This is a genomic window from Mesorhizobium sp. M0074 (assembly GCF_040322975.1).
Taxonomy (GTDB): domain Bacteria; phylum Pseudomonadota; class Alphaproteobacteria; order Rhizobiales; family Rhizobiaceae; genus Mesorhizobium.
In genome coordinates, this window is record NZ_JAMYUM010000008.1 from 220488 (window position 1) to 246677 (window position 26190).

General features: G+C 63.9%; 25 protein-coding genes. 17 read left to right on the forward strand and 8 right to left on the reverse strand.

All coding sequences use genetic code 11. The annotated features are described in order from the left end of the window. The first annotated feature begins 102 nt into the window (after window positions 1-102). The 6 genes from NKJ73_RS13840 (at window position 103) to lpxK (ending at window position 5687) form a co-directional block, all read left to right on the forward strand. Entirely contained in the window at window positions 103-1446 is a 1344-nt protein-coding gene (locus tag NKJ73_RS13840) for a TldD/PmbA family protein (RefSeq protein WP_352457105.1), read from the forward strand. Continuing rightward, entirely contained in the window at window positions 1433-2239 is an 807-nt protein-coding gene (locus tag NKJ73_RS13845) for a 3'(2'),5'-bisphosphate nucleotidase CysQ (protein ID WP_352569792.1), read from the forward strand. The genes NKJ73_RS13840 and NKJ73_RS13845 overlap by 14 nt, the downstream gene beginning before the upstream one ends. A 74-nt stretch (window positions 2240-2313) precedes the next feature. Next, window positions 2314-2559: a DUF4170 domain-containing protein gene (locus NKJ73_RS13850; protein ID WP_023674378.1), complete on the forward strand. Its 246-nt coding sequence runs from the start codon at window positions 2314-2316 to the stop codon at window positions 2557-2559. Between the two features lie 5 nt (window positions 2560-2564). After that, window positions 2565-3344, forward strand: coding sequence for a lysophospholipid acyltransferase family protein (locus tag NKJ73_RS13855; protein ID WP_023717166.1), 780 nt, complete (start codon window positions 2565-2567; stop codon window positions 3342-3344). After that, the gene (waaA, locus tag NKJ73_RS13860) at window positions 3341-4657 is read left to right on the forward strand and encodes a lipid IV(A) 3-deoxy-D-manno-octulosonic acid transferase (protein WP_352474386.1); all 1317 of its coding nucleotides are present in this window, start codon (window positions 3341-3343) and stop codon (window positions 4655-4657) included. The genes NKJ73_RS13855 and waaA overlap by 4 nt, the downstream gene beginning before the upstream one ends. A gap of 1 nt (window position 4658) precedes the next feature. Then, a complete protein-coding gene (gene lpxK / locus NKJ73_RS13865; RefSeq protein ID WP_352474385.1) occupies window positions 4659-5687 on the forward strand; it encodes a tetraacyldisaccharide 4'-kinase in 1029 nt (342 codons plus the stop codon). 248 nt (window positions 5688-5935) lie between these two features. On the opposite strand, the gene NKJ73_RS13870 is transcribed toward lpxK, so the two are convergent. Together NKJ73_RS13870 and NKJ73_RS13875 are read right to left on the reverse strand one after the other, a co-directional pair. Continuing rightward, complete coding sequence (locus NKJ73_RS13870) at window positions 5936-6169, reverse strand: DUF2093 domain-containing protein (protein WP_031211156.1); 234 nt, start codon at window positions 6167-6169, stop codon at window positions 5936-5938. 223 nt (window positions 6170-6392) lie between these two features. Then, a complete protein-coding gene (locus NKJ73_RS13875) occupies window positions 6393-7298 on the reverse strand; it encodes a LysR substrate-binding domain-containing protein (RefSeq protein WP_352569793.1) in 906 nt (301 codons plus the stop codon). 111 nt (window positions 7299-7409) lie between these two features. On the opposite strand from NKJ73_RS13875, the gene NKJ73_RS13880 reads away from it, so the two are divergent. Then, window positions 7410-8303, forward strand: a complete 894-nt coding sequence (locus NKJ73_RS13880) for a DMT family transporter (RefSeq protein ID WP_352474383.1) — start codon at window positions 7410-7412, stop codon at window positions 8301-8303. A 207-nt stretch (window positions 8304-8510) separates the two neighbouring features. On the opposite strand, the gene mutL is transcribed toward NKJ73_RS13880, so the two are convergent. Both mutL and NKJ73_RS13890 read right to left on the reverse strand, forming a co-directional pair. Next, the gene (gene mutL, locus NKJ73_RS13885) at window positions 8511-10361 is read right to left on the reverse strand and encodes a DNA mismatch repair endonuclease MutL (protein ID WP_352569794.1); all 1851 of its coding nucleotides are present in this window, start codon (window positions 10359-10361) and stop codon (window positions 8511-8513) included. Between the two features lie 88 nt (window positions 10362-10449). Then, a complete protein-coding gene (locus tag NKJ73_RS13890; protein WP_352569795.1) occupies window positions 10450-11352 on the reverse strand; it encodes a LysR family transcriptional regulator in 903 nt (300 codons plus the stop codon). A gap of 103 nt (window positions 11353-11455) precedes the next feature. Between NKJ73_RS13890 and NKJ73_RS13895 the strand changes: the two genes are divergently transcribed. Beyond that, window positions 11456-12445, forward strand: a complete 990-nt coding sequence (locus NKJ73_RS13895; protein WP_352569796.1) for a zinc-dependent alcohol dehydrogenase family protein — start codon at window positions 11456-11458, stop codon at window positions 12443-12445. A 17-nt stretch (window positions 12446-12462) separates the two neighbouring features. Here the strand turns inward: NKJ73_RS13895 and NKJ73_RS13900 are convergent, their stop codons facing one another. Beyond that, on the reverse strand, window positions 12463-13365 hold the full coding sequence (locus NKJ73_RS13900; protein WP_352569797.1) for a LysR substrate-binding domain-containing protein: 903 nt from the start codon (window positions 13363-13365) through the stop codon (window positions 12463-12465). 92 nt (window positions 13366-13457) lie between these two features. On the opposite strand from NKJ73_RS13900, the gene NKJ73_RS13905 reads away from it, so the two are divergent. The 6 genes from NKJ73_RS13905 to NKJ73_RS13930 all read left to right on the forward strand — a co-directional run bounded on the left by NKJ73_RS13905 (window position 13458) and on the right by NKJ73_RS13930 (window position 19939). Beyond that, window positions 13458-15008, forward strand: a complete 1551-nt coding sequence (locus NKJ73_RS13905; RefSeq protein WP_352569798.1) for a trimethylamine methyltransferase family protein — start codon at window positions 13458-13460, stop codon at window positions 15006-15008. 42 nt (window positions 15009-15050) lie between these two features. Continuing rightward, on the forward strand, window positions 15051-16700 hold the full coding sequence (locus NKJ73_RS13910; protein ID WP_352569800.1) for an ABC transporter substrate-binding protein: 1650 nt from the start codon (window positions 15051-15053) through the stop codon (window positions 16698-16700). A 105-nt stretch (window positions 16701-16805) separates the two neighbouring features. Further along, entirely contained in the window at window positions 16806-17285 is a 480-nt protein-coding gene (locus NKJ73_RS13915; RefSeq protein ID WP_352569801.1) for a DUF3828 domain-containing protein, read from the forward strand. 4 nt (window positions 17286-17289) lie between these two features. After that, entirely contained in the window at window positions 17290-17847 is a 558-nt protein-coding gene (locus NKJ73_RS13920) for a hypothetical protein (RefSeq protein ID WP_051406072.1), read from the forward strand. A gap of 11 nt (window positions 17848-17858) precedes the next feature. After that, entirely contained in the window at window positions 17859-19043 is a 1185-nt protein-coding gene (locus NKJ73_RS13925; protein ID WP_352569802.1) for a mandelate racemase/muconate lactonizing enzyme family protein, read from the forward strand. 110 nt (window positions 19044-19153) lie between these two features. After that, the gene (locus NKJ73_RS13930; RefSeq protein WP_352569803.1) at window positions 19154-19939 is read left to right on the forward strand and encodes an alpha/beta hydrolase; all 786 of its coding nucleotides are present in this window, start codon (window positions 19154-19156) and stop codon (window positions 19937-19939) included. 14 nt (window positions 19940-19953) lie between these two features. On the opposite strand, the gene queF is transcribed toward NKJ73_RS13930, so the two are convergent. Then, entirely contained in the window at window positions 19954-20415 is a 462-nt protein-coding gene (gene queF / locus NKJ73_RS13935; RefSeq protein ID WP_023674394.1) for a preQ(1) synthase, read from the reverse strand. A gap of 114 nt (window positions 20416-20529) precedes the next feature. Here queF and NKJ73_RS13940 point away from each other — a divergent pair, with 114 nt between their 5' ends. After that, window positions 20530-22575 (forward strand): oxidoreductase, encoded by a 2046-nt coding sequence (locus tag NKJ73_RS13940; protein WP_352569804.1) that lies wholly within the window; start codon window positions 20530-20532, stop codon window positions 22573-22575. A gap of 140 nt (window positions 22576-22715) precedes the next feature. Here NKJ73_RS13940 and NKJ73_RS13945 read toward each other — a convergent pair whose 3' ends face one another. Continuing rightward, window positions 22716-23123 (reverse strand): hypothetical protein, encoded by a 408-nt coding sequence (locus NKJ73_RS13945; protein WP_023674396.1) that lies wholly within the window; start codon window positions 23121-23123, stop codon window positions 22716-22718. Window positions 23124-23240: 117 nt separating this feature from the next. On the opposite strand from NKJ73_RS13945, the gene NKJ73_RS13950 reads away from it, so the two are divergent. Together NKJ73_RS13950 and NKJ73_RS13955 are read left to right on the forward strand one after the other, a co-directional pair. Then, window positions 23241-23669 (forward strand): MarR family winged helix-turn-helix transcriptional regulator, encoded by a 429-nt coding sequence (locus tag NKJ73_RS13950; protein WP_352569805.1) that lies wholly within the window; start codon window positions 23241-23243, stop codon window positions 23667-23669. 20 nt (window positions 23670-23689) lie between these two features. Next, window positions 23690-23932 carry a type II toxin-antitoxin system Phd/YefM family antitoxin gene (locus NKJ73_RS13955; protein WP_352569806.1) on the forward strand — a complete coding sequence of 81 codons (243 nt, stop codon included), beginning with the start codon at window positions 23690-23692 and terminating at the stop codon, window positions 23930-23932. Window positions 23933-23937: 5 nt separating this feature from the next. Here NKJ73_RS13955 and NKJ73_RS13960 read toward each other — a convergent pair whose 3' ends face one another. Continuing rightward, window positions 23938-26010: a putative bifunctional diguanylate cyclase/phosphodiesterase gene (locus NKJ73_RS13960; protein WP_352569807.1), complete on the reverse strand. Its 2073-nt coding sequence runs from the start codon at window positions 26008-26010 to the stop codon at window positions 23938-23940. Window positions 26011-26190: the final 180 nt, after the last annotated feature.

Below are 26190 nucleotides of genomic sequence, written 5' to 3' on the forward strand. Positions count from 1 at the left end.
CACCCGGTTTGCCCGCTTCGCCATTGCAGAAGGCGCATCGGGACAATAGATGGTGCAGCAGCGGCTGCCCTTCAGCCGGCCGGAAATAACAGGATCATGCGCATGACCGATACGCTCGACGCAGCGAAACTGACCGATCGCGTCGCGGCCCTGGTCGAGGCTGCCAAACGGGCCGGCGCCGATGCCGCCGATGCCGTTGCGGTACGCGGCCGCTCGACCGGCGTGTCGGTGCGGCTTGGCAAGGTCGAAGGCACAGAGGCGTCCGAGAGCGAGGACGTCTCGCTGCGCGTCTTCGTCGGCAAGCGGGTAGCGAGCGTTTCGGCAACGGCGGCATCCGACCCCAATATGCTGGCCGAGCGCGCCGTCGCCATGGCCAAGGTGTCCCCCGAAGATCCCTATCAGGGCCTCGCCGACCCGGCCTTGCTGGTCAAGAAACCGCGCGACCTCGATCTGTTCGACGCCACCGAGGTGTCGGCGGACCAGTTGAAGGAAGCAGCGCTTGCCGCCGAAGCGGCGGCGCTTGCCGTCAAGGGCGTCACCAATTCGGCCGGCAGTGGCGCCAGTGCCGGGCTCGGCGGCCTGGTGCTCGCCACCTCTCACGGCTTCGTCGGCCATTACGTCGCCTCGCGTTTTTCACGCTCGACCAGCGTGATCGCCGGCGAGGGCACCGGCATGGAGCGCGACTACGAATTCTCCTCGCGCCAGCATTTTTCCGATCTCGACGCGCCGGAAGACATCGGCCGCAAGGCCGGTGAGCGCGCCGTACGCCGCATTGGCGCGCGCAAGGCGGCGACCGGGCCTGTCGACGTGGTGTTCGATCCGCGTGTGGCGCGCGGCATTGCCGGCCACCTTGCCGGTGCCATCAATGGCGCCGCGGTCGCGCGCAAGACCAGCTTTCTCCGCGACATGATGGGCAAGAAGGTGGCTTCGGCCGCAATCACCGTCACCGACGAGCCGCTCCGGCGCCGTGGACAGGCCTCGCGCCCGTTCGACGGCGAAGGCGTCGAGGGCGAAAAACTGTTCATGGTCGACAAGGGCGTGCTCAACCACTGGTTCCTGTCGACTTCGGCGGCTCGGGAACTCGGCCTCGTCACCAATGGGCGCGGCTCGCGCAGCGGCTCGTCGGTCTCGCCGTCGTCGACCAATCTCGCCATCGAGCCCGGGGAAAATACGCCGGAAGAGCTGATCAAGTCGCTCAAGACCGGCTTCTACGTCACCGAAGTATTCGGCCAGGGCGTCGACATGGTGACGGGCGAATATAGCCGCGGCGCTTCCGGCTTCTGGATCGAAAATGGCGAGCTGGCCTATCCCGTCGCCGAGGTGACCATCGCCTCCAATCTGAAGACGATGTTCCTCAACATGGTTCCGGCGAGCGATCTCGACCGCAATTTCGGCACTGCCGCGCCCACGCTTTTGATCGAAGGAATGACCCTTGCCGGAGCTTGACCCGGCCGTCTCGGCCGGCGCTACTGAAGACCTGCAGCTGTTGCGCGATGCCGCCCGCGAGGCGGGACTCATCGCCATGCAGTACTTCAACAACAATCCGCAGGTGTGGATGAAGGGCGGCACCTCGCCGGTCAGCGAAGCCGATCACGCCGCCGACAAATATCTGCGCGAGACCTTGCTGGCGGCCCGGCCGGATTATGGCTGGCTGTCGGAGGAAACCGTCGACGACCCGGTAAGGCTCGTCGCGCGCCGCACCTTTGTCGTCGATCCGATCGACGGCACGCGCGGCTTCCTCGAAGGGCTGCCCACATGGTGCGTCAGCGTCGCTGTGGTCGAGAACGGCCGAACGCTTGCCGGCGTGCTCGACTGCCCGGCGAAGGGCGAAATCTATTGGGCGCTGCCGGGCGAGGGCGCGTTCCTGAATGGCAGGCGCATCAGCGTGCGTCCGCCGTCGGAAACGGCCGAAATCGCCGGACCGAAGGCGATGATCGACCTGATGCCGGCGAAATGGCACAAACGGCTGAAGCGCGTGCTCTATATTCCTTCGCTCGCCTACCGGCTGGCGATGATCGCCGGCGGCCAGCTCGATGCCACCTTCGTCAAGGCCAACGCGCATGACTGGGACATCGCCGCGGCCGATCTCATCCTGCGCGAGGCAGGCGGCGCCTTGCTCGATCGGCATGGCCGCGCGCCGCTCTATGCCGGCGAAGTGATCCGTCACGGACCGCTCGCCGCCGGCAGCGGCGAACTCCTCGCCGTGCTCGCCGGCGTCATCGCCGGGCTGGACAATTGACCACTATCAATAGTTCCAAAGTCGGCGGCTTTGGTCTAGACCTGTCCCAAACTCACGATATGTGAAGGATCGACATGGCCGCTGAAGACGGAAAGAAACAGCTTTTGCACCTGGTGTTCGGCGGCGAACTCAAGAAGCTGGGCGGCACCGAATTCCGCGATCTCGACGCGCTCGATATTGTCGGCATCTATCCGGACTATCAATCGGCGCACGCCGTCTGGAAGGCCAAGGCGCAAGCTAGCGTCGACAATGCCCATATGCGCTATTTCGTCGTTCACCTGCACCGCCTGCTCGACCCCGAAAACAAGGCTGTCGGTTGACATCGATGAACCATGAAGCGGTCAAGCGATCAGCCCCGCGGTCGGCGGTCAGACGTCGCAAGCCGAAGACGTTCTGGCGCAAGATCCGCGAACCGCTGGCGCAGTCGCGATTCGTCAAGAATGCGCTTGCCGCGCTGTTTGCGTATTTCGTCCGCCTTGTCCGCTTGACCAACCGCATGGTCGACGGATCGGCCAAGTTTTCCGGCGGCGCCTATGCGCAGCTCGAGCCTGGCATCATCGCGCTCTGGCACGGCCAGCACCTGCTGACCCCGGCCTACTATCCCAAGGGACGGCCGCTGGTTGCCATGGTATCGCGCAGCGCCGATGCCGAGCTCAACGCGCTGATGGTCGAGAAATTCGGCATCGAGGCGGTGCGCGGCTCTGGCGGGCGCGAAAGCGCAAGGCATCTCGACAAGGGCGGGGCCAAGGCGCTCATCGCCCTCAAAAAGTCGCTCGCCACCGGCAAGAATGTCGCCATGATTGCTGATATTCCCCACGGCACGCCGCGCGATGCGGGGCTCGGCGTCGTCCTTCTGGCGCGGCTGTCCGGCCGGCCGATCCTGCCTGCCGCGATAGCCACCAGCCGCCGCAAGGTGATCGAGGGCAGCTGGGACAAGACGACGATCAACTTGCCCTTCGGCCGCTCCTCGATTGTCGTCGGCACGCCTGTCTTCGTGCCGGCCAACGCCGACGCCGCCGAAATGGAACGCAAGCGCCAGGAGGTCACGGCCTCGCTTAATGCCGCGACCGCCGAGGCCTATCGCCTTGTGGACGGTTCGAAATGAGTGTGCGCTGGGCGCGCGCCTTCCTGACCGCATACCGTTTCGCGGGGGCGGCCGCCTACCCGTTGGCCGGGCCTTATGTCGCCTGGCGCACTTCCAGAGGCAAGGAGGATCGCATTCGCCGGCGCGAACGCTACGGCGTCGCCGGACGCGAGCGCCCCGAAGGCCCGGTGATCTGGATCCATGCAGCCAGCGTCGGCGAGACCATCGCCGTCGTGCCGCTGGTCGAGAGCATTCTCGATTACGGCGTCAACATCGTGCTGACGACGGGCACGGTCACCTCGGCGCAGGTCGCCGAAGAACGGCTGGGCGACCGCATCATCCACCAATATGTGCCGCTCGACCTCAAGCCGGCGGTCAGCCGCTTCCTCGACCATTGGCAGCCGGACCTGGCGATCATCGCCGAATCGGAGATCTGGCCGATGACCATCCTGGAACTCGGCGCCCGCCGCGTGCCGCAGGTTCTGGTCAACGGCAGGCTGTCCGACCGCTCTTTCAAGTCCTGGAAGAAGCGCGCCAACATTGCCGAAGCATTGTTCGAAAATCTCGCCCATGTCGTCGCCCAGTCGGATCTCGATGGCGAGCGCTTCCTTTCGCTCGGCGCCCGGCCGGTCACTGTATCCGGCAATCTCAAGGTCGACACCGCGCCGCCGCCGGCCGACGAGCGGGCACTGGCGGCGCTGAAACGCCAGATCGGCGGCCGCCCGACCTGGGCGGCGATCTCGACCCATGACGGCGAAGAGGCGGTCGCCGCCGAAGTTCACGCCATGCTGCACAAGCGCCACCACGGGCTTTTAACGATCATCGTGCCGCGCCATCCCGATCGCGCCGGGCAGCTGGCCGCCCAGATTTCCGGCATGGGCCTGAAGCTGGCGCAGCGCAGCAAGGGCGACAGGATCACCGCCGACACCGATATTCTGCTCGGCGACACGATCGGCGAGATGGGGCTTTATCTGAGGCTGACGGAAATTGCCTTTGTCGGCCGTTCGCTGACTTCCGAGGGCGGCCAGAACCCGCTGGAACCAGCCATGCTGGAGACCGCGGTGCTTGCCGGCCGCAACGTCCAGAATTTTCGCGAGGCCTATCAGCGCCTGCTCGATAGCGGCGGCGCCAAGCTGGTGCGCGACCGCGATATGCTGGCCGGCGCCGTTAATTTCCTTTTGACCAACGAGGCGGCCCGCCATGAGATGATGGCGGCGGGTGCGGCGACGGTCGACGAGATGCGCGGTGCGCTGGCGCATACGCTCAGGTCGCTCGAGCCCTATATCCAGCCGCTGGTCGTCAAGTCGCGCCTGAAGGGCGCGAACGGGCGCTGACGTGACCTCGGAAGCGCCACCCTTCTGGTGGGAAGAGCCGGACTGGCGGGTCACGGCGCTGTCGCCGCTCTCCGCCGTCTATGCGCTTGTCGCCGGTCGCCGCATGCGGCACGCGCCGCGTGAAAAGGTCGAGGCGCCGGTGCTCTGCGTCGGCAACTTCACCGTCGGCGGCACCGGCAAGACGCCGGTGGCGATCGCGCTGGCCGAGCAGGCCAGGCGCATGCAGCTTAATCCGGGTTTCCTGTCGCGCGGCCATGGCGGCTCCTTCGCGCAGCCGCATATCGTCGATCCGCACCACGATGCCGCCAAGCATGTCGGCGACGAGCCGCTGCTTCTGGCCGAACACGCCCCGGTCGCGGTGACGCCGAACCGGGCCGCCGGCGCCAGGCTTCTGCTGGAGAAGCTCGGCTGCGATTTCCTGATCATGGATGACGGTTTTCAGAGCGCGCGTATCCACATCGACTATGCGCTGGTCGTTGTCGATGCGCGCCATGGCATCGGCAATGGCCGCGTCATCCCCGGCGGGCCGCTGCGGGCAAAGATCGTCGACCAACTGGTCTTCACCAGCGCCTTGCTGAAGATGGGCGAGGGCACCGCGGCCGATACGGTCGTGCGCCAGGCAGCGCGTGCCGGCAGGCCGATCTTCGAGGCGCACACTGCCCCGAGCAGCAAGGTGACGCTGGCCGGCAGGCGGTTCCTGGCGTTCGCCGGCATTGGCCATCCCGACAGGTTTTTCGACACCGTAGCCGAGGCCGGCGGCGAGCTTGCGCTGACCCGACCGTTTCCTGACCATCATTTCTACAGTGCGGACGAGCTTGCCGAATTGGCGGCGACAGCACGTAAAGCCGGGCTTGGTCTCATTACCACCGCCAAGGACGCTGCCCGCCTGCGTCACGGCGCGGCACCGCCGGAATTCCTCGACGGGCTCGATGTGCTGGAGATCGACACCGTCTTCGAGCTCGACCATGTGCCGCAACGCATCATCGACGAGACGCTGGATGCCTGGCGGCAGCGCCGGCTTAAAGGCTGACCAGAAGCGTGAGCACCGAGGCAATGCGGGACTGGAATTTGCGGCTTTCCGCCGGTCGAACGTATTTTGTTCTTGCTTTGTGCCGGCAGCTATGCTAGTAATTTGGGTATAGTGATGATTCGCCGGTGGCCCGCCCTCGAACTTGAGGCGGGTTTTTTATTTCATGGCCTCTAAGGTTTCGGTGTTGCCGGCCTGACACCGCGGCAGAGGGCGCAGGATCGCAACGGGGCGGCTTTCATTGCGCTGGACTAGCGTCGGCGGCGCAGTTCCGGATGCGCTTCGATCTCGCGGCGCAGCGAGGCGGCGGCATTCACATAGGGTTCCTGCCTGGCGACACTCCAGTATTTGAGCTCGTCGAGCGGGATGCTCTCGCCGGTCACCGCGCAGCGCACGAAGGCGCCGGGGCTGGTCACCTGGAAGTCGCCGTCGAGATAGCGGATGCGGGCTTCCTTGCCGCCGGGTCCTTCGAAACGGTTCATCATGGGGTGGTGCCGAAATTCATGACGATGTCATCGCCACAAATTGCGGCGAGGTCAAGCTCGGTTGGCCTCGCGTGGTTCTGTTTCTGGTGACACTTGCTCGAACAAGCCGGCAAAGCGGATGCCAATGCATGTCGCGCAAAAGTGTGCAGCGGTTTTGCGCGACATGCATAAACACAAGAACCTGAAGCGCGTCGCATGAGGCCGGTCGAACGCGACGCGCTTCTCATTCCTCGGCGGTGATAAACTGCTCGATCTTCTTCGCTGGCAGCCCGGCCTGGACGGCGATGCGCCGGGCGAGTTCGGCGGCGGCGGCGCGCGGGCGCCCCAGCGGCCGGTCGAGCCAGTAGGATATCGGGCTCAGCGCACTGCGTTCGTCGACGGCGACGATGCGGCCCGATTTCAATTGGTCCACCGTCAACGGCGGACGTGCCAGCGCAATACCGAGCCCGTGCGCGGCGGCGTCGAGCACCAGATTGTAGTCCTCGAAACGGCGGTCGTGCGGCCGCGGCCGATAGTCCATCTCCTGCGCCGCAAACCAGGCGCGCCAGGCCGAAGCGTCGGAATCGTTGATCAGCGGAAATTCGAGCAGCCGGGCAGGATCTCCGCGGCCGATCTCCCTGGCCAATTCCGGCGAGGCGACCGGGAACACATATTCTTCGAAAAGCTGCACCGAGATCCGGCCCGGAATGCGACCGCGCCCGCAGCGGATCGACAGGTCGATGCCCTCGTCGGCAAGATCGCCTTGGCGGATGTCGACGTCGAGCACTATACGCAGCTTCGACGGGTGGTTCTCCAGCGCCGCCATACGCGGCATCAGCCACAGCCCGCTGACCGAAGGGATCGAGGTCAGCCGCACCACCGCCGTGCCGCGCGGCTCGACCCAGCGATCCGAATTGCTGGCGATCAGGGCAAAGGCTTCGGTGGTGCGCAGATGCAGCCGGTTGCCCTCGATGGTCAGCGAGACGCCGCGCGCGCCGCGATCGAAGACTTTCAGCCCGAGCCAACCCTCGAGCTTGGCGATCTGCCGGCTGACGGCGCCGTGAGTGATGTTGAGCTTCTCGGCCGCCGCCGAAAAGCTGCCGGTCCGAGCCGCGGCGTCGAAGGCGCGCAGCGTTTCGAGCGGCAGCATCGGGTCTAAGCTGTGATCCATAGTCACAGGTGATGCTCGATTTGTTCGTTTGTCAACCGACCCGCAATAGCGTTTCTCTACTTCATGGCATTGGATCGCGAGGACACCCAGATGAGCGCTTACACCGGCACGTTGAATACGACACAGCGCATGGATGCCACGGCTGCCATCGCGGTGGCGCTGACGGTGGTCGGCTGGGCCTCCGCCTTTCCGGCGATCCGCGCCGGCCTTGCCGCTTTCGGGCCGCTGGAACTTGGCGCGCTGCGCTTTGCCATCGCCGCGGTTCCGGCGGCGATCTTCCTCGCGGTCAAGCGGCCGGCGCTGCCCAGGCTCGATGAACTCTGGCGCTTTGTCTTCGGTGGTGCCGTCTTCGTCGCGCTCTACACGGTGATGCTCAATTTCGGCGAGCTGACCGTTTCGGCCGGTGCGGCCGGCTTCATCATCAATGTCAGCCCGATCTTCACCGCCATCATGGCCATGGCGCTGCTCGGCGAACGCTTCTCGGGCCTCGCCTGGGCCGGCACATTCCTGTCCTTCGCCGGTATCGGGATCATCGCCATGGGCGAGGGGCAAGGGCTGCATTTCAACAATGGTGCGCTGCTTGTCCTCGGCTCGGCGCTGTGCTCGGCCGTCAACACCATCGTCCAGAAGCCGCTGTTTGCCCACCATCACCCGCTGACGATCTCGGCCTCGAACATGGTGCTTGGCGCGCTCTGCCTGTCGCCGTTCCTGCCGAGCGGTCTGGCGCAGGCGGCGGTCGCCGACACCGCCGGGCTCGGCGCCGTCATCTTTCTCGGCATCGTACCCAGCCTGATCGCCTACGCTGCCTGGGCAACAGCGCTTTCCCGCCTGCCCGCGGCGCGTGCCTCGAACTTCCTCTATCTGGTGTCGCCGATGGCGACGCTGATCGGCTTCTTCTGGCTGGGCGAGGTGCCGACGCTGCTTGGCATCTTCGGCGGCGCGCTGGCGCTGGGCGGCGTCATCGTGGTGAATTTGAAGAGGTGAGCAAAGGGTTTGGGGCTGTGCCTGACTCGAAAAGAGCCGCTGTACAGCGGCTCTTTTCGTACCCCCCACCCCGCTGCTTCGCAGCGACTCTCCCCACAAGGGGGAGGGTAAGCTCCTCGCGAGGCGTCGGCGGGTAGGGCTCCCTACCTCCCGCTTGTGGGGAGGTCGGACCGAAGGTCCGGGTGGGGGCTGCGCCCTGCGAGTTCCTTATCGCCGCCCGAACAGTCGCTCGATATCCGCCAGCTTGAGCTCGATATAGGTCGGGCGGCCGTGGTTGCAGGTGCCGGAGCCGGGCGTCGCCTCCATCTGGCGCAGCAGCGCGTTCATCTCTTCCGGTTTGAGCAGGCGGCCGGAACGCACCGAGCCGTGGCAGGCCATGGTCGCGGCTATTCTGTCCAGCCGCTCCTTCAGCGTGTCGACCGTGTCGTTGTCGGCGATCTCGTCGGCGAGGTCGCGCACCAGTTGCTGGACGTTGGTCTCGCCGAGCATCGACGGCGTCTCGCGCACCGCGACGGCACCGGGGCCGAAGCGCTCGATGCCGAGGCCGAAGCGGGCCAGCGTCTCGGAATGCCTGGCAAGCCGCTCGGCATCCTCTTCCGACAGATCGACAATCTCGGGCAACAGCAGCATCTGCGACGGCACCGCGCGTGAGTGGAGGGCGTTCTTCAAGGCCTCGTAGACCAGCCGCTCATGCGCCGCATGCTGGTCGACGATGACAAGCGAATCCCTGGTCTGGGCGACGATATAATTCTCGTGCACTTGCGCGCGCGCCGCGCCCAGCGCCGTGCCGAGCAGCGTTTCCGCCGCTTCGTTTTGCCCGGCGCGCGCATCGGCGCTGTGCAGCGGCCCGGCGTCGAAGGCCGCCTGCTCGTCCTCGCCGAACCCGTCGCCCATATTGAGCGGCCGCTGCGGCGAACGGGCAGGATCGAACCCGGAAAAGCCCGATGCCCGATAGGCGGCCTCGTAGCTGCGGTGACCGTTGGCCGGGCCGCCATGCGCATAGGATGCGGCGCCTGGCCGGAACGCGGTCATCATGCCGGCGGCCCCGGTGGTGGCGGCGCGGATGCCGGCATTGGCCAGCGCTTCGCGGATGGCGCCGACGATCAGCCCGCGCACCAGCCCCGGGTCGCGGAAGCGCACGTCTGCCTTGGCCGGATGGACGTTGACGTCGACGATCGCCGGATCGAGCCTCAGGAACAGCACGGTGACGGCATGGCGGTCGCGCGGCAGCACGTCGGCGAAGGCGCCACGAATGGCGCCGGCGATCAGTTTGTCACGCACCGGACGGCCGTTGACATAGGCGTATTGCTGCAGCGCGTTGGCGCGGGTGAAGGAGGGGACCGAGACATGGCCGGCGAGATGCACGCCGTCCCGCATCGCGTCGATGGCGATCGCATTGTCCGGAAAGTCGGCGCCCATCACCTGCGCCACCCGGCGCAGCCGGCCTTCCGGGCTGTCGTCGGTCGCCGGCAGTTCCAGCGTCGAGCGGTCCGGGCCGGCCAGGGTGAAGCGCACGGCGGGAAAGGCGATGGCGATGCGCTTGACCACGTCGCCGATGGCCGTGCTTTCGGCGCGCTCGCCCTTCATGAATTTGAGCCTTGCGGGCGTGGCGAAGAACAGGTCGCGCACCTCGACCGTGGTTCCGCGATTGGCCGCCGCCGGCCTGACCGCGGAGACGCGGCCGCCGTCGATACCGATCTCGGCGGCGTTTTCACTGGACGCGGTGCGCGAGCGGATCGACAGCCGCGCCACCGAGCCGATTGACGGCAAGGCCTCGCCGCGAAAGCCGAGCGAACGGATGTCGTGAATGTTGTCGGCGAGCTTGGAGGTGCAATGGCGCGCGATCGCCAGCGCCAGTTCTTTTTCCGGAATGCCCGAGCCGTCGTCGCTGACGCGGATCAGGTTCAGCCCGCCGCCGGCGGTGACGATCTCGACTCTGGTAGCGCCTGCATCCAGCGCGTTCTCGACCAGTTCCTTGACCACGCTTGCCGGACGCTCGATGACTTCACCGGCGGCGATCTGGTTGATCATCGTTTCGGAAAGCTGGCGGATCGGCATGGGGCACTATAGGCGGATTCGTGGTCGATGCGGGAGGGCGGAATTGAGGAAATCCACGCAGCTGATCGCGACTGGCCGCTCGTGCACTTCAAGTCATGAGCTTGGGCAGCGCTGCCGCCAGTGCATCGACGGCAAGACGGACTTTCATCGGCAGGTGAGGCGTCTGCAACCACAGCGCATGGGCGTCATAGAGAAACCGTGGCTGTTCCGGCAGCAGCGGGACAAGTACGCCCGCCTGAATGCGCTCGCGAACCATCCAGTATGGCAGCCAGGCGAGCCCCATGCCGGCGGCCGCGGCATCGGCGATGGCATCGAGATCGTCGAGCCCCAATCTGCTGACGGGCCTGACCTCAATCGCGGGGTGGCCGTTGCGCGGAAACAGCCACGGCTGAACGGCACGCCCGGAACGGCGGTAGATGATCGCGTGATGGCTGCCGAGGTCATCTATTTGCTGCGGCCGGCCGTGCCGGTCGAGATAGGACGGCGATGCGCAGACGAGCATGTGCTGGCGCGCGATGCGACGTGCCATTACCCCGGCCTGGTCCTCCAGGTCGCCCGTTCTAATGGCAAGATCGCAGCCGTCCTCGGCGAGGTCGGCGAGGGCGTCGCTGAACGACAGGTCAAGTTCCAGCGCCGGATATTGCTGCGCAAGCCCGAACAGGATCGGGGCAACGCAGCGCCGGCCGAAATGCACCGGCATGAGGACACGCAGTTTTCCGCGCGGTTCGGCAAGCTGGTCGGCGGCGAGTGCATCCGCGGCCTCCGCTTCGGCAAGCACCAGCCGGCAGCGTTCATAATAGGCGCGCCCGAAATCGGTCAGGCTTTGGCGACGCGTGGTCCGATTGATGAGGCGCACGCTCAGGCGCTCCTCGAGAAACCGGACATGCTTGCCGACCATCGGCCCGGACAGATCGAGAGCCGCCGCCGCGGCTGCGAACGAGCCCAGGTCGACGGCTTTGACGAACACGGCCATGCTCGTAAGGCGATCCATATTCAAAACCTATAGTTTCTGCTGATCTACTCAAGCGACTATTTATCCGCCTGATGAGCGCTGGCATAGCTGATTCAGTTCAAATATTTTGGAGTTGTGACCGATGGCACGTGTCGTTCGCTTTCATGAGCTCGGTGGTCCCGAGGTCCTGCGCATCGAGAATGTTGACACGCCTGCGCCCGCGAGCGGTGAGATTCAGATACGCGTCAAGGCGTTGGGCATAAACCGCGCCGAGGCGCTGCTGCGTTCGGGGACCTACATCCAGACCGCGCCGTTGCCTTCCGGTCTTGGGCTCGAGGCGGCGGGTATCGTCGAGATGGTCGGCGAAGGCGTGGACGGGTTTGCGCCGGGCGATGCCGTCAGCATCGTGCCGCCATTGTCGATGGTCCGCTGGCCTGCCTATGGTGAGATTGCCACATATCCCGCCGAGCTCGTCGTCAAGCACCCGCCATCGCTGAGCTGGGAAGAGGCCGCCGCCGCGTGGATGCAATATCTCACGGCCTACGGTGCGCTGATCGACATTGCCAACCTCCAAAGCGAGGACTTTGTTGTCATTACCGCGGCCTCGAGCAGCGTCGGACTTGCCGCGATCCAGATCGCCAACATGATTGGCGCGACCCCGATCGCGGTCACACGGACATCTGCCAAGAAGCGGGCTTTGCTTGAGTTCGGCGCGGCCCACGTCATCGCCTCGGCAGAGGAGGACCTGGAAGCCAGGCTGAAGCGAATCGCCGGCCCGGACGGCGTGCGCGTGGTGTTCGACGCGGTCGGCGGGCCGATCTTCGAGCCTCTGACGGCAGCGATGGCACGGGATGGCATTCTCATCGAATATGGCGGCTTGAGCCCCGACCCGACCCCCTTTCCGCTACCTGCAGTGCTGGCCAAGACGCTGACGCTGCGCGGCTATCTCGTCCATGAGATCGTGCGCGATCGGGTCCGGCTGCAGGCCGCCAAGGCGTTCATCCTTGACGGACTGAGCTCGGGTTCGCTGAAGCCGGCAATCGCCCGAACCTTTCCGTTCGACCAGATCGTCGAGGCGCACCGTTATCTCGAATCGAACGAACAGTTCGGCAAGATCGTCGTGACCGTTTGACCGGGCATTTATCGGCCTCACGCCTGCGCCGCCAGCCAGTCCCGCACCTTGCGGGCGTTGTCGCTGAGTTCGCGGTTCTTCGACCAGATGACATGAAAGCCCTTGCCGGTCGTCATCGTGTGGCCGGTGACGCGCACCAGCAGCCCTGATGCCAGCAGCCGCTCGGCGAGGTGACCCCAGCCGAGCGCGATGCCTTGCCCTTCCATGACTGCCTGGATCACCAGCGCATAGTCGTTGATGCGCAAGCCGCGTCCGGCATCGGCGATGTCGACACCGGCCGAGGCGAACCATTCGTCCCAGCTCGCGGCCTCGCGAAACGGCTCTTCAAGATGGATGAGGCGGTGCGATTGAAGGTCCGCGACACGCTCCGGCAGCCCGAACCGTGCCACGTAACTAACGCCGGCAACGGGGAATATCACCTCATCGGCCAGCGGCAGCGAATGATAATCCGGCCATTCCCTGGGCTCGCCGCCGCGGACGCCGAGCGGGATGTCTTCGGCGATGATGTCGAGATCGCGGTCGGCGGTCTGGATGCGCAGGTCGATGCCCGGCAATTCGTCGCGAAACTGCTGCAGGCGCGGCATCATCCAGAACGAGGCGAAGGCGGTCGAGGCCGCGAGCGTCACATGCGCGCCGACGGCGATCTGGCGCAGATCCTCCGCCGACTTGCGAATGTGCGACAGGCCGAGCGAGACGTCGGCATGGAAGCGGTCGCCGGCCTCGGTCAGGCTGACTTGCCGGTGGCGGCGCTGGAAGAGTTTCGCGCCGAGCTGCTCTTCGAGCCCACGGATCGCATAGGAGACGGCAGCCTGCGTCATGCCGAGCTCGCGCCCGGCGGCGGTAAAGCTCGACAGCCGCCCGGCGGCCTCGAAAACGATCAGGCTGCCGGCCGACGGCAGCAGGTGGCGCAAGCTTCGCATAAGCTGAGCTTATACAAGAGATCAGGATTTTCCAGCGTCACAGCTGCATTTTGTCTGGCTAGATTGGTCACCAACAGGAATATGGAGCCTTCATGAACGCACCGGCCGTTGAAGTGAGCGAACACACCAACCGCCGCAGCGGTGGCCGCCTGGGGCGCAAGGCGCTGCGGGGCGCACCCATAGCGTCGTTTCCAACCCTGGTCCGCCAGATTCCCGTCTATCAGATGGTTCCGGACGAGGCGGTTGAGCTGATCCACCAGGAGTCGCTCTCCATCCTCGAAGAAGTCGGATGCGAGTTCCGCGACGACGAAGCGATCGCAATGTGGAAGGCGGCGGGCGCCGATGTCTCGGAGACAAGGGTCCGGATCGACCGCGCCCTGCTGATGGAGCTCATCTCGAAGGTCCCGTCGGAGTTCACGCTCAATGCGAGGAATCCTCAGCGTTCCGTACGTGTGGGTGGAAACAACTCCATCTTCGTGCCGATGTACGGGGCGCCTTACGTACGCGACCTCGACAACAACAGGCGCTACGGCACACTCGCCGACCTCAACAATTTCCACAAGCTCGCCTACATGGCGCCGGCGCTGCATTCGTCGAGCTCGATCATCTGCGAGCCGATGGAAATCGCGGTGCCGAAACGTCACCTCCACATCATCCATTCGGCGCTGAAGCACTCCGACAAGCCGTTCATGGGCATCGTGACCTCCAGGGATCGAGCCGAAGACACGATGGCGATGGCAGGCATCGTGTTCGGCGAGGATTTTGTCCGCGACAACCCGGTCCTGGTGTCCATCACCAACTGCAATTCGCCGCTGGTGTGGGACGCCACCATGCTGGACGCGATGAAAGTCTATGCGCGCCACAACCAGCCGCTGATCCTCGCCCCCTTCGCCCTTTGCGGCGCCTCGACTTCGGCCTCTGCCGTCGGTGCGGTCGCGCAGGTCAATGCCGAAGCGCTGGCGGGCGTCGCGTTCACACAGCTCCTGCGTCCGGGTTCGCCGCAGATCTACGGACAGTTCATGGTGACGGTCGACATGAAGACCGGCGCTCCCATGGGCGGCACGCCGGAGGCGGCCCAGATGATGTATCTCATGGGCGCGCTGGCGCGGAAGTATCGTCTGCCGTGGCGCACGTCCGGTTTCCACGTCGGCTCGAAGCTGAACGACGCCCAGGCGGGCTACGAGGCGAACATGCTGATGCATGCCGCCATCCTTGCCGGCGCCAACTACATCTGGCACTCCGCCGGTTGGCTCGAGGCCGGCCTGACCTGCGGCTATTCGAAATTTGCCACCGACTGCGAGCAGCTTGTCGGCTGGTACAAATATGCTGGCGGGCTGCCATTCGACGATTTCAAGGAGGCTATGGCGGCTATCCGCGAGGTCGGACCGCAGGGCCATTTCCTCGGCACCCAGCACACGCTTGAACATTTCGAGTCCGCCTTCTTCATACCGAGCATCATGGACTTCAATTCGTTCGAACAGTGGAAGGCGGAAGGAGCAAAGGACCACGACACCCGCGGCCGCGAGAAAGCGCGCAACATGCTCGCCGATTATGAGGAGCCGAAGCTCGATGAGGGCATCGCCGATGGTCTCAAAGATTTGATTGCGCGGCGCGAGGAGAAACTGCCGGACAGCGTTAGTTGATCACGGGCGAAGACCCGATGCGAACCATAAGGGAGGAAAAAAATGACACTCTTCAGAAGCAACGGCGATCGCGTACCGAGCGCCATCGAAGCAATGGCCAGCGAGGCGCGCGCCGGTCGCGTCGACCGGCGGGAGTTTCTGGCCCTGGCAAGCGCTTTCGGCGCATCGGCGGCCCTTGCCTACGGCATGATTGGACTTGCCGTGCCGGAGCGGGCTTTGGCTGAAGAGCCGAAGAAAGGCGGAACGCTGCACGTTTCGATGTCGGTGAAGGCGCAAAAGGACACGCGCACCTACGACTGGGTGGAACTTGCGAACATTTCACGCTGCTGGCTCGAGCCGCTTGTCCGCTACACCCGCCAGTTCACATTCGAGCCGGTTCTGCTCGAAAGCTGGGAGGTCAACGACGACGCCACCGAATACGTGCTGCATGTGCGCAAGGGCATCGCCTGGAACAACGGCGATGCTTTCAACGCCGATGACGTGGCCTACAATCTGACGCGCTGGTGCGAGAAGGCTGCCGCCGGCAATTCGATGGCCGCGCGCGTCGGTGCGCTGATCGATGCAAAGACCGGCAAGGCCAGGGAAGGGGCGATCACCAAGGTCGACGACAACACGGTGAAGCTGAAGCTGAACGAGCCGGACATCTCGCTGATCCCGAACTTCACCGACTATCCGGCGCTGGTGGTCCATCGCAACTTCGACGCCGACGGCGCCAATCCGATCGAGAAGCCGATTGGCACCGGGCCGTTCGAACTGGTGTCTTATGCGGTCGGCCAGAAAGCGGTCGTCAAGCGTCGTGAAAATGGCAAATGGTGGGGCGGTGAAGCGCTTCTCGACGGCGTCGAATTCATCGACTACGGAACCGATTTCAACGCCTCGATAAATGCATTCGACTCCGGCGAAATCGACCTCAACTTCGAGACGCCGGCCGACTTCATAGACATTCTCGACAAGATGGGGCTGGTCAAATCGGAGGTCGCGACAGCGACCACGCTCGTCGCCCGGACCAACATCACGAACAAGCCCTATGACGACAAGCGGGTTCGCAACGCCCTCCAGATGGCCGTCGACAACAAAGCGGTGCTCGAACTTGGCTACGCCGGGCGAGGCACTGTTGGTGAAAACCACCACGTCAGCCCGATTCATCCGGAATACTACGCGCTGCCCAAGAAGACACGCGACGCCGCGGGCGCCAAGAAGCTTATGGCCGATGCCGGGCAGGACGACTTCGAGCATGAACTGATCACCGTCGAGGACGATTGGCAAAAGAACACCGGCGACGCTATTGCCGGCCAGTTGCGCGATGCCGGGATCAAAGTGAAGCGCACCGTGCTGCCGGGGTCGACCTTCTGGAACGACTGGACGAAATACCCCTATTCGATGACCATCTGGTACATGCGCCCGCTTGGCGTACAGGTGTTGGCGCTCGGCTATCGCACCGGCGAGGCCTGGAACGAAACCGGCTACTCGAACCCTGATTTCGACGCCAAGCTCAAGCAGGCTCTTTCGCTCATCGACGTGGAAAAGCGCCGCGAGGTCATGAAGGACATCGAGCAGATCCTGCAGGATTCGGGCGTCATCATTCAGCCGTTTTGGCAGAAGCTGTTCAGCCACATGAACGAGAAGGTGAAGAACTACGGTGTCCACCAAACCTTCGAGATGGATCTCCAGAATGTCTGGCTGAACGCCTGAGTTGCCAGCAGAGGACGCGTTGCAGGATTTCATGGACCGCAAGAAAGCCGACGGGCAAGATGCGTGGTACTGATAGCTTCCGTCAGTGAACAATCGGGGACACCCATGAAACTGCCACTTTTTGTTGCCGCGCTTTCGATGGCTGTGCCGGCGGCCGCGTTTGCCGGCCCTGCTGCCAACGCCGTGAAGTTCTTTTATGTCCCGTCGGTCAAATTCGAGGCCGATGCGCAATATCGCGACCGCTTCACCGCACCGGTGACGAAACTGTTCGAACTGAACGACAATGCGGCAAAGAGCCATCCGGATGAAGTTCCCTGCATCGACTTCGCCCCTGGTCTCGATGCGCAGGACTATGACGAGAAGACCGTGGCCAAGACGCTGACGCTGGCCGAAACGCTGGATGGCGACAGCGCCGAGGTGACGGCGACGTTCAACCTTTTTCCGGAAGGCGATGATTCCAAACGCGAAATGGTCTGGTCATTGAAGAAGATCGACGGCAAGTGGAAGGTCGCCGACATTACCTCGAAGACCAGCGGCTGGACGCTGAGTGCGCTCGAATGCCTGGCCGGGCAGCCTCCGGAGTGACGCCGTGCTTCGCTGCCATCCCTGGATTTTGGCGACTGCGTGCCTGCTGGCCGGATTGAGCAGCGCCGCCGCTCAGGGCCTGTTCGGCGCGCCGCCCGCAAACGCGCCGGCCGACAGTGCGGCACCTCCGCCGGCAGTGTTGCCGCCGGCAGAAAACGCGCCGGCCGCACCCGTGCAGCCGGGCTCGCCGACTGCGGTGGTGAAGCCGTTCTACGAGCATGCCGGGCTCGAGGTCGATCCGGCTCAGCGGGGCCATTTCACCGACCCGGCAAAGTCGGTGCTCGACAAGAGCGACGCGCTGCGGAAGTCGGGGCAGGGCGAGTGCCTCGATCCCAACATGGCGCTCGACAATTCCGAATACGACAAGGCGGAGATCGACAAGAGCCTGAAGACCATCGAAGCGGTCAAGGGCGACGAGGCCAAGGTCGTCGTCGCCTTCGTCGCCGCCGGCAACCCGCATCGGCTGGAATGGAAGTTCAAAAAAATCGACGGCGACTGGAAGATATCGGACCTGCTCTCGGTGACCGGCGAATGGGCGCTAAGCCAATACCAGTGCGAGTGAGAACGGAATCGATGAAGATCACCAACATCCGCGTCACCCACGTCAACGTCCCGCTCGATGCTCCGTTCTGGTGGACGGCTGGTCTCTACGGCGGCGCGTCGAAATCGATCATCGAGGTCGAGACGGACGAAGGCGTGGTCGGACTGGGCGAGGCGCCATGGTGGCATTTCGGCGAGGTGATCAAGGCCGAGATCGCGCCGGCGCTGATTGGCGCCGATCCGCTCGACATCGCCGATTGCGAGGCGCGCTGTGTGCCGCCCTGGCAGATCACCGCCAACACCGGCGAGAACGCAGCCACGGTGGCGTTCGGCGCCGTCGAACTGGCGCTGTGGGATATAAGAGGCAAGGTCTTCGGTATGCCGCTCTATAAGCTGCTCGGCGGCGCGGTGCGCAAGGACATTCCGTTTTCGGAATATTTCGCCTTTCGCCCCGCTCAAGGCGGAGCCGGCGGCGAGATGACCGCCGAAGCGATCGTCGACTACTGTCTCGGCATGCGAGAACAGCACGGCTCGACGATCTTCGAGGGCAAGCTGATCATGGGCGATCCCGAGCTCGAGATCAGGACAGTGCGCATGCTGCGCGAGGCGCTTGGCGATAAAGCGCAGATCAAACTCGATTCCAACATGCAGTGGTCGCTGACCACAGCGCGCTGGGTGCTGCGCGAGATCGAGCCGTTCAACATCCGCAACTACGAGGATCCGGTCGCGACCTTCGAGGAGATGGCTGCGCTGCGCCAGCATTCGCGCATTCCGTTCTCGACGCACATCCCGGATCTCAGACGGGCAGTCGCGCTCGGTGCGCCGGATTACTTCGTCTGCAATTTCGCAGCACTCGGCGGATTGTCGAAAACTCTGAAATTCATTGCCGCCTGTGAGGCGATGGGCAAGGGGTTCTGGTGCTATTCGAACGATCTCGGCATCATGACATCGGCTTATCTGCACGTCGTGGCGGCAACGCCATGGATCACCGAGGCGTCGCAATCCCTGTTTCGCTGGCAGATCGGCGACGTGATCAAGGACGGCCCGTTCAAACAGATCGCCAACACGGTGCGTGTGCCGGAGGGTGACGGGCTGGGCGTCGAACTCGATCCGGCCGCCATGAAACGCTGGTCAGCACACTTCGCCGAACACGGGCCGATGCACCATTTCAGCGATCCGAACAGTCCCGGCCGTTACCGGCGGCTGCCGCTCAACTGATGCGAAGTGCACGTGACCGATCGATGAGAAGAGGTCCTGTCGTGGTTGCTTTATTCGCGGCGGTTTGCGTCCTGGCCTGCGCTGTCACCTGGGAGGCAGGAAGCCGCGCGGTGGCCCGCGTGCCTCAGCAAAGCTTCACGCTGCCTGTGGGGTTACCGGTGGAGCGCATCGTTCTGAAGCAGGAGGGCGCGCCCGATCTTGCCGGTTGGGTGGCGGATCGGCAGGACAGTTGCGGAACAATCGTGCTGTTACACGGACGCGGTTCAAACAAGCTGGCCATGGTTCCAAGAGCGAAGCTGCTTTTCGAAAGCGGCTACTCGATCGTGCTGTTCGATCTGTCGGGACATGGCGAAAGCGGCGGCGATATCAGAGGCTTTGGTTACATCGAACGGCAGGACGCCAGCCGCATCCTCGCCTTTGCGCGGCAACGCTTCGCCGGTCGCAAGGTGGCGGCCATCGGCTCGTCGCTCGGTGCGGCTGCTTTTGTATTTGGCGCTCAGCAGGAGCATGCCGATGCCTATGTCCTGGAGCAGCTCTACGCGACTTTGCTGGAAACCACGGCGTTGCGAGCGCCCTTGCCTATGTTGCGCGACGTACAGGCGACCATCCTCTTGGCGCAGATGCAGCTCCGCCTTGGCTTCGGGGTAGATGATGTCAGGCCGGTCGATCGCATCGGCGCGATTGATCGGCCGATATTGCTGCTAGCAGGCAATTCGGATCCGTTTGTCGCTCGCAGCCAGACACTGGCGTTGAAAGATGCGGCAGGCGCTGACGCAAAGCTGGTCTGGTTCGACGGCGCGCGGCATGTTGATCTCTATCGCTATGACCAACAGCGGTACCGCGACGCGGTGATGCCTTTCCTGGAGACCAACCTGTGCCGGACCGGGATCAGGTGAGCCGCTCCGTCCGATTAGCCGCGCCCGCGATAGGGGGCGACGCCGGTGTCGGGCAGCCACACACCTTCCGGCGGCGCGCCGGTTTGCCAGAACACGTCGATCGGAATGCCGCCGCGCGGATACCAATAGCCGCCGATGCGCAACCACAATGGCTTGGTCGCGGCGATGATGCGGCGGCCGATCATGACGGTGCATTCTTCGTGGAAGGCGCCATGGTTGCGAAACGAGGTCATGAACAGCTTGAGCGACTTCGATTCCACCAGCAGCGCATCGGGTGCGTAGTCGATGACGATATGGGCGAAGTCCGGCTGGCCGGTGACCGGGCAGAGCGAAGTGAATTCCGGGCAGGTGAAGCGAACGATGGCCGGCGGGCCGTCGCCGCGCGAAAACGGCACGGTTTCCAGGACTGCCGCTTCAGGGCTCTGTGGCGCCTCGACGTTGGTGCCGAGCTGGGTGAGGTTTTTCGTATCGGTCATGAGCAGGTTCCTTGCTGCATGTCGCCCAAAACTGCGCAGCGATTTTGGGACAGCGACATGCGTAAAAACAAAAATTTGCCGCTCATTAGCACAATTTGAAACAGCAGGAAGACGATGACTAGCAACGACCCGCTCCTCCAGCCCTATCGGCTCAAGCATCTGACGCTGAAGAACCGGGTGATGTCGACCAGCCATGAGCCGGCCTATTCCGAGGACGGCATGCCGAAGGAACGCTACCGGCTCTACCATGCCGAAAAGGCCAAGGGCGGCATGGCGCTGACCATGACCGCCGGTTCGGCGATCGTCTCGCGCGACAGCCCGGCCGCTTTTGGCAATCTGCATGTCTATGACGACCGCATCGTGCCATGGCTCGCCGAGCTTACCGATGCCTGCCACGAGCACGATTGCAAGGTGATGATACAGATCACCCATCTCGGCCGCCGTACCGGTTGGAACCAGGCCGACTGGCTGCCCGTCCTGTCGGCCTCGCCGGTGCGCGAACCGGCCCATCGGGCCTTTCCCAAGACTATCGAGGACTGGGATATCGAGCGCATCGTCGCCGACTATGCGGCGGCCGCGCAGCGCTGCCAGGCTGCCGGCCTCGACGGCATCGAGTTCGAAGCCTACGGCCATCTGATGGACGGTTTCTGGTCGCCGGCCACCAACCAGCGCGACGACGATTTCGGCGGCTCGCTCGACAACCGGCTGCGCTTCACCGGAATGGTGCTCGACGCGGTGCGTGCCGCGGTCGGCGAAAAGTTCGTCGTCGGCATCCGCATGGTCGCCGACGAGGATTTCGAGAAAGGCCTGTCGAAACAGGAGGGCGTCGAAATCGCCAGGCGGCTGGCCGGCTCCGGCAAGGTCGATTTCCTCAACATCATCCGTGGCTCGATCGAGACCGACGCGGCGCTGACCAAAGTCATTCCGGTGACCGGCATGCGCTCGTCACCGCATCTCGACTTCGCAGGGGAGGTGAGAGCGGCGACGAAATTCCCGACCTTCCATGCGGCGCGGATTTCCGACGTCGCCACCGCGCGTCACGCCATCGCCACCGGCAAGCTCGACATGGTCGGCATGACGCGTGCCCACATTGCCGACCCGTATATCGTCAAAAAAGTGATGGAGGGCCGCGAGCACGAGATCCGGCCTTGCGTCGGCGCCACCTATTGCCTCGACCGCATCTATGAGGGCGGCGAGGCGCTGTGCATCCACAATGCGGCGACAGGCCGCGAGGCTGATATCCCGCATATTATTCCGAAAACCGAGGGACCGAAGCGGAAGGTGGTCGTCGTCGGCGCCGGCGCCGGCGGGCTGGAGGCGGCGCGCGTCGCCGCCGAGCGCGGGCACCAGGTGACGGTGCTGGAAGCATCGAGCCAGGCCGGCGGCCAGGTGCGGCTGGCAACGCAAAACCCGCGCCGCAAGGAATTGATCGGCATCATCGACTGGCGCCTGGCCGAACTCGACCGGCTGGGCGTCGAGATCCGCTACGACAAATGGGCGGAGAAGGACGACGTGCTGGCGCTGTCGCCGGACGTGGTGGTGGTCGCCACCGGCGGGCTGCCGCAGAACCCGCCTCTGACGGCGGGCGACAATCTCGTCACCTCGAGCTGGGATATCATGGCCGGCAGCATCAAGCCGGCCGAGAATGTACTGCTCTATGACGACAACGGCGGCCATCAGGGCATGGGTGCCGCCGAACTGATCGCCAATAGCGGCGCCAGGCTTGAGCTGGTTTCGCCCGAACGCTTCTTCGCCCCGGAAATGGGCGGCATGAATCATGTGCCCTACATGCGCGCCTTCCAGGAAAAGGGTGTCACGGTGACCATCAACACACGGCTGCGCTCTGTGCGGCGCGAAGGCAACCAGCTGATCGCCGAGCTCGCCTCCGACTTCGCCGATGGCTGGCGCACCGAGCGGCGGGTCGACCAGGTGGTGGTCGAGCATGGCACGCTGCCGCTCGACGATCTCTACCTGGCGCTGAAGCCGCTGTCGAAGAACGCCGGCGCGATCGATTACGAAAAACTGGTCAACGGCGGCGACATCTTTCCGGTGCGCAATCCGCAGAGTGGTTTCGTGCTCTTCCGCATCGGCGATGCAGTAGCCTCGCGCAACATCCACGCCGCCATCTATGACGGCATCAGGTTCGGCTTGCGGATCTGAGGAATATTTTGGATTGATTGGTGGCGCGCAGCCGAACCTCCGTACGGAGAGCCACCACGGTACTTTGGTCCGGTCTGCGCGCCGCGCACGCCGCCGGCCATCGCCGGGCACCGTACAATCTTGCGATTGCGGCAGGACGTTCAAAACATCCTGGCGGTGGCCATGCAGAACACGGTGATAACCAGCAGGCCGCCAGCGATGCGTTCGCCTTTTGTCATCTTGGCGCGCAATTGGGTTTGCTTCGCCGCATCAGCGCCGGCCAACTGCCTGCTGGCGGAACCCACCAGCGCGCCCTGAACCCCGGCGGCGATTAACGCCGTCAAGATGCCCAGCGCCAAGACCTTCTCCATCGAGCCGAAAGAGCCGTTGTGGAAGAAATACCACAGCAGCAAGCCCGTGAGGAAAACCACGCCGGCTGCGCCCATTTGCGGCCGGAAGAAACGTTCCGCCCTGATCTCCGGTTCGCGGGCGACCGCGATGGTGGTGCCGGCCCAGAACACGCCCGCCATGACGTGAAGGCCGAGGACGATAATGTAGACATATTGCATGACCGCATTTCCTCTCTTGCCCACCGCTAGGCATATTGATAGATATCAAATGATTAGATGTCAACGCATAAGCTCGAGCCGGTTCCATAGGCTTTGCCCTTGTTCTAGTGTCGGATCATGACGCCCTTTGACCGCCCGCCGATCGGGATGAATCTCGCGCGCACCGCCAAGCTGGTTGCGCAGGCTTTCGACGCTGCCTTGGTCGAGGCAGGCGGCACGCTGCCGGTCTGGGTCACGTTGCTGTCGGTCAAGTCGCGGGAGCTGGCCAACCAACGCGAGCTCGCCGGCATGATCGGCATCCGGGGCGCAACGCTGACCCACCACCTCAACGCCATGGAGATGCAAGGCCTGCTGATGCGCCGCCGCGATCCCGAGAACCGCCGGGTTCACCAGGTGGAGCTGACCCAAGCCGGAGAAGCGCTGTTCCTGAAATTGCGCACCGCCGCGTTAGCCTTCGACAAGCGGCTGCGGAAAGGACTGTCCGACGACAGGCTGGCAGAGTTTGCTCAGGTGCTGGCCGCGTTGCGGGCCAATGTCGAGGGTTAGAAATTAGGATAGGAAACGCCATGCGCGAAATTTCGCTGAAGGATGCCGGGGCTACACTCTCGGCGCTGCTCGATCAGGTCGTCGCGGGAGAACCGGCCATCATCACCCGGCACGGCCGCAAGCAGGCGGTCATTTTGTCGTTTCAGGACTACGAAAGACTGGCGCGTGTGTCCAACTTTGGACAATTGCTGGCAGGATTTCCCGGTGATGAGGATGACCTTCCGCCTCGGCAGGTCATGTCGGTTCGCAAGGCCGAACCATGACGGATCTACGCCCGGCAGCCCTGCAGCACCGTCAGCCTGGCCTTCTTGGGCGTTCGCGCCACCAGCCATCCGCGCACGCTGTCCGGCGGCATCGGGAAAGCGATGGAATAGCCTTGCACCTGGTCGCAGCCGATCGCCATCAGCGAGTCGAGCTCGGCTTCGGTTTCAGCGCCCTCGGCAACGATCGAGATGCCGAGACCGCGGGCGAGTTCTGTGAGGGCACGCACGATCTTGGTGTTGCCGCTGTTCTCGTTGATGTTCTGGACGAAACGGCGGTCGATCTTCAGCCGATCGATCTCGTTTGGATTGACATGGCTGAGCGATGCGTAGCCGGTGCCGAAATCATCGAGCTCAAGATGGATGCCGGCGGCGCGAATGTGCGGCAGCTTTGCCGCGATACCGGTCTTCTCGTCGTCGAGGATGACGGATTCGACGATCTCCAGCGACAGTTTGTGCGCTGGCAGGCCAGCCCTCTCCAGCATGTCGAACAGGAAGACTTCGAAATCTGTCTCGCGCAGCTCCGAGCCGGATACATTGACGGCGATCCGTCCGAAGGCGATGCCTGCGCGGTTCCATTCGGCTGCTTCGTCGATCGCCTTGGCGATGACGATGCGGCCGATCTCGGGCATGAGACCGCATTTTTCCGCGATCGGAATGAACTCGCCCGGCGCGATCATGCCGCGCTCGGCATGTCTCCAGCGAACCAGAGCCTCGATGCCGCTGATGCCGCCGTCCGACAGCGACACCTGCGGCTGGAAATAGACTTCGAACGCCTTCTCCGAGATGGCGGTCCTGATGTCGAGCTCGAGCTGCTTGCGATAATCGAGTTCGTGCCTCAGCTCCTCGGAGAAGAACGACAAGCTGCCGCCGCCCTGCTTCTTGGCCGAATACAGCGCCAGATCGGCATGGACGAGCAGATCCTGCGCATTGTCGGCGTCGACAGGGTAGACCGCAATCCCGGCACTTACGCCTGGATGGATTGTCGTGCCTCGAAAGACGATCGGCTTGTTGAGCTTGGTCAGGATGCGCCGGGCGACGGTATCGATGTCCTCGGTGCTGCCGGCGCCATTGAGAATCATGACGAATTCATCGCCGCCGAGCCGCACGTTGAGATCCGACGTACGGCACGAATCACGCATGCGCTGCGCAGCCGCCACCAGCACATAATCGCCGGCGGCGTGGCCGAACGTGTCGTTGATCTGCTTGAACCGGTCGAGATCGAACTGCACCACGGCAACCCGTTCACGCCGTCGCAGCGCCGCATTGATCAGCGTATCGAAATGCTCGGTCAGGAAGGTGCGGTTGTGCAGGCCGGTCAGCCCGTCATGCACGGCAATAAAGGCCATGGAATTGCGCGCATCGACCAGCTCGCGCGTCCGGCGCAGGATGGCATTCGACATCGGCCTGAAAATGAAAAGCGCCACCAGCACGATGACGCCGATGGTCGAGTAGAACAATGTGCGGTTAAGATCGAGAAGTGTTTCGGATCGCTGGTCTGCAAAGGCGCTGATGCGCTGGCCAAGTGCGGCATAGCCCGACAATGTTGCATTGGCAACGGAAGCGTTCAGGTTGACGCGCTCCTCTCCGCCTTTGTAGCCACCATTGCCGGCCATGTTGAGCCGCGATTCGAATGACGAGATCAGGCGTTCGCCGTTGGCGATAAGCCCGACCGAGAAATAGTCGAGATGGTACGGCTTGGCGAAAAGCACGCTCTCGATCGATTTCGGATCGAACCTTGCCGGCGACGCCGGATCGGCGGCGGTCCGTTCGAGCAGCAGATCGTAGTTCTTCTCGAACTCCACCGTCGCTTGCTTGAGCGCGGTAACCAGGGCGCGCTGTTGATCGCGCTGGGCGCTGCCTGTCGCGCCGGCAAGGAAGACGATGCGTTGCGACAGGGCTTTCTGTGTGCTGACGATATCGAGCAGCGCCTGATTGTGCCGTTGGGTAGACATCACTTGTTGCAGCAGGATGAAGGAGGCCACGACCATGGCGGCTATGATCAGCAGAGCCAGCCAGTAGCCGGATTTGATCAGGAGTATGAGCCTGCCTGAAACGGCGTGCACCGGCTGCTGCGACATTTTCTGAGGCGGCCCTCTCGCCAACGAATTCTTGTGCGACAACCTTTGGCTTCAAAGTGTTAACAGGTTTGGGACGGCAGCAGGCCGGCGGCGGCGACCGTGGCGGGAAACCCGCAAAGTGGTTATTGCAATCTTTCGCGGCGCCTCCGCATTTGAACATCGTGGCCTCTGCCGTGCCAT

Excerpts from the sequence above, each read along its gene's own strand:
- NKJ73_RS13910 (WP_352569800.1), top strand. The coding sequence starts at position 15,051 with ATGACACTCTTCAGAAGCAACGGCGATCGCGTACCGAGCGCCATCGAA.
- queF (WP_023674394.1), bottom strand. The coding sequence starts at position 20,415 with ATGACCGATACGAAAAACCTCACCCAGCTCGGCACCAACGTCGAGGCG.
- NKJ73_RS13875 (WP_352569793.1), bottom strand. The coding sequence starts at position 7,298 with ATGCTGCCGCTCGAAACGCTGCGCGCCTTCGACGCCGCGGCTCGGACC.
- NKJ73_RS13945 (WP_023674396.1), bottom strand. The coding sequence starts at position 23,123 with ATGCAATATGTCTACATTATCGTCCTCGGCCTTCACGTCATGGCGGGC.
- NKJ73_RS13925 (WP_352569802.1), top strand. The coding sequence starts at position 17,859 with ATGAAGATCACCAACATCCGCGTCACCCACGTCAACGTCCCGCTCGAT.
- NKJ73_RS13915 (WP_352569801.1), top strand. The coding sequence starts at position 16,806 with ATGAAACTGCCACTTTTTGTTGCCGCGCTTTCGATGGCTGTGCCGGCG.
- NKJ73_RS13955 (WP_352569806.1), top strand. The coding sequence starts at position 23,690 with ATGCGCGAAATTTCGCTGAAGGATGCCGGGGCTACACTCTCGGCGCTG.
- NKJ73_RS13905 (WP_352569798.1), top strand. The coding sequence starts at position 13,458 with ATGAACGCACCGGCCGTTGAAGTGAGCGAACACACCAACCGCCGCAGC.
- NKJ73_RS13840 (WP_352457105.1), top strand. The coding sequence starts at position 103 with ATGACCGATACGCTCGACGCAGCGAAACTGACCGATCGCGTCGCGGCC.
- NKJ73_RS13850 (WP_023674378.1), top strand. The coding sequence starts at position 2,314 with ATGGCCGCTGAAGACGGAAAGAAACAGCTTTTGCACCTGGTGTTCGGC.
- NKJ73_RS13880 (WP_352474383.1), top strand. The coding sequence starts at position 7,410 with ATGAGCGCTTACACCGGCACGTTGAATACGACACAGCGCATGGATGCC.
- NKJ73_RS13890 (WP_352569795.1), bottom strand. The coding sequence starts at position 11,352 with ATGGATCGCCTTACGAGCATGGCCGTGTTCGTCAAAGCCGTCGACCTG.
- waaA (WP_352474386.1), top strand. The coding sequence starts at position 3,341 with ATGAGTGTGCGCTGGGCGCGCGCCTTCCTGACCGCATACCGTTTCGCG.
- NKJ73_RS13895 (WP_352569796.1), top strand. The coding sequence starts at position 11,456 with ATGGCACGTGTCGTTCGCTTTCATGAGCTCGGTGGTCCCGAGGTCCTG.
- NKJ73_RS13870 (WP_031211156.1), bottom strand. The coding sequence starts at position 6,169 with ATGATGAACCGTTTCGAAGGACCCGGCGGCAAGGAAGCCCGCATCCGC.
- mutL (WP_352569794.1), bottom strand. The coding sequence starts at position 10,361 with ATGCCGATCCGCCAGCTTTCCGAAACGATGATCAACCAGATCGCCGCC.
- NKJ73_RS13940 (WP_352569804.1), top strand. The coding sequence starts at position 20,530 with ATGACTAGCAACGACCCGCTCCTCCAGCCCTATCGGCTCAAGCATCTG.
- NKJ73_RS13900 (WP_352569797.1), bottom strand. The coding sequence starts at position 13,365 with ATGCGAAGCTTGCGCCACCTGCTGCCGTCGGCCGGCAGCCTGATCGTT.
- NKJ73_RS13950 (WP_352569805.1), top strand. The coding sequence starts at position 23,241 with ATGACGCCCTTTGACCGCCCGCCGATCGGGATGAATCTCGCGCGCACC.
- NKJ73_RS13855 (WP_023717166.1), top strand. The coding sequence starts at position 2,565 with ATGAACCATGAAGCGGTCAAGCGATCAGCCCCGCGGTCGGCGGTCAGA.
- NKJ73_RS13960 (WP_352569807.1), bottom strand. The coding sequence starts at position 26,010 with ATGTCGCAGCAGCCGGTGCACGCCGTTTCAGGCAGGCTCATACTCCTG.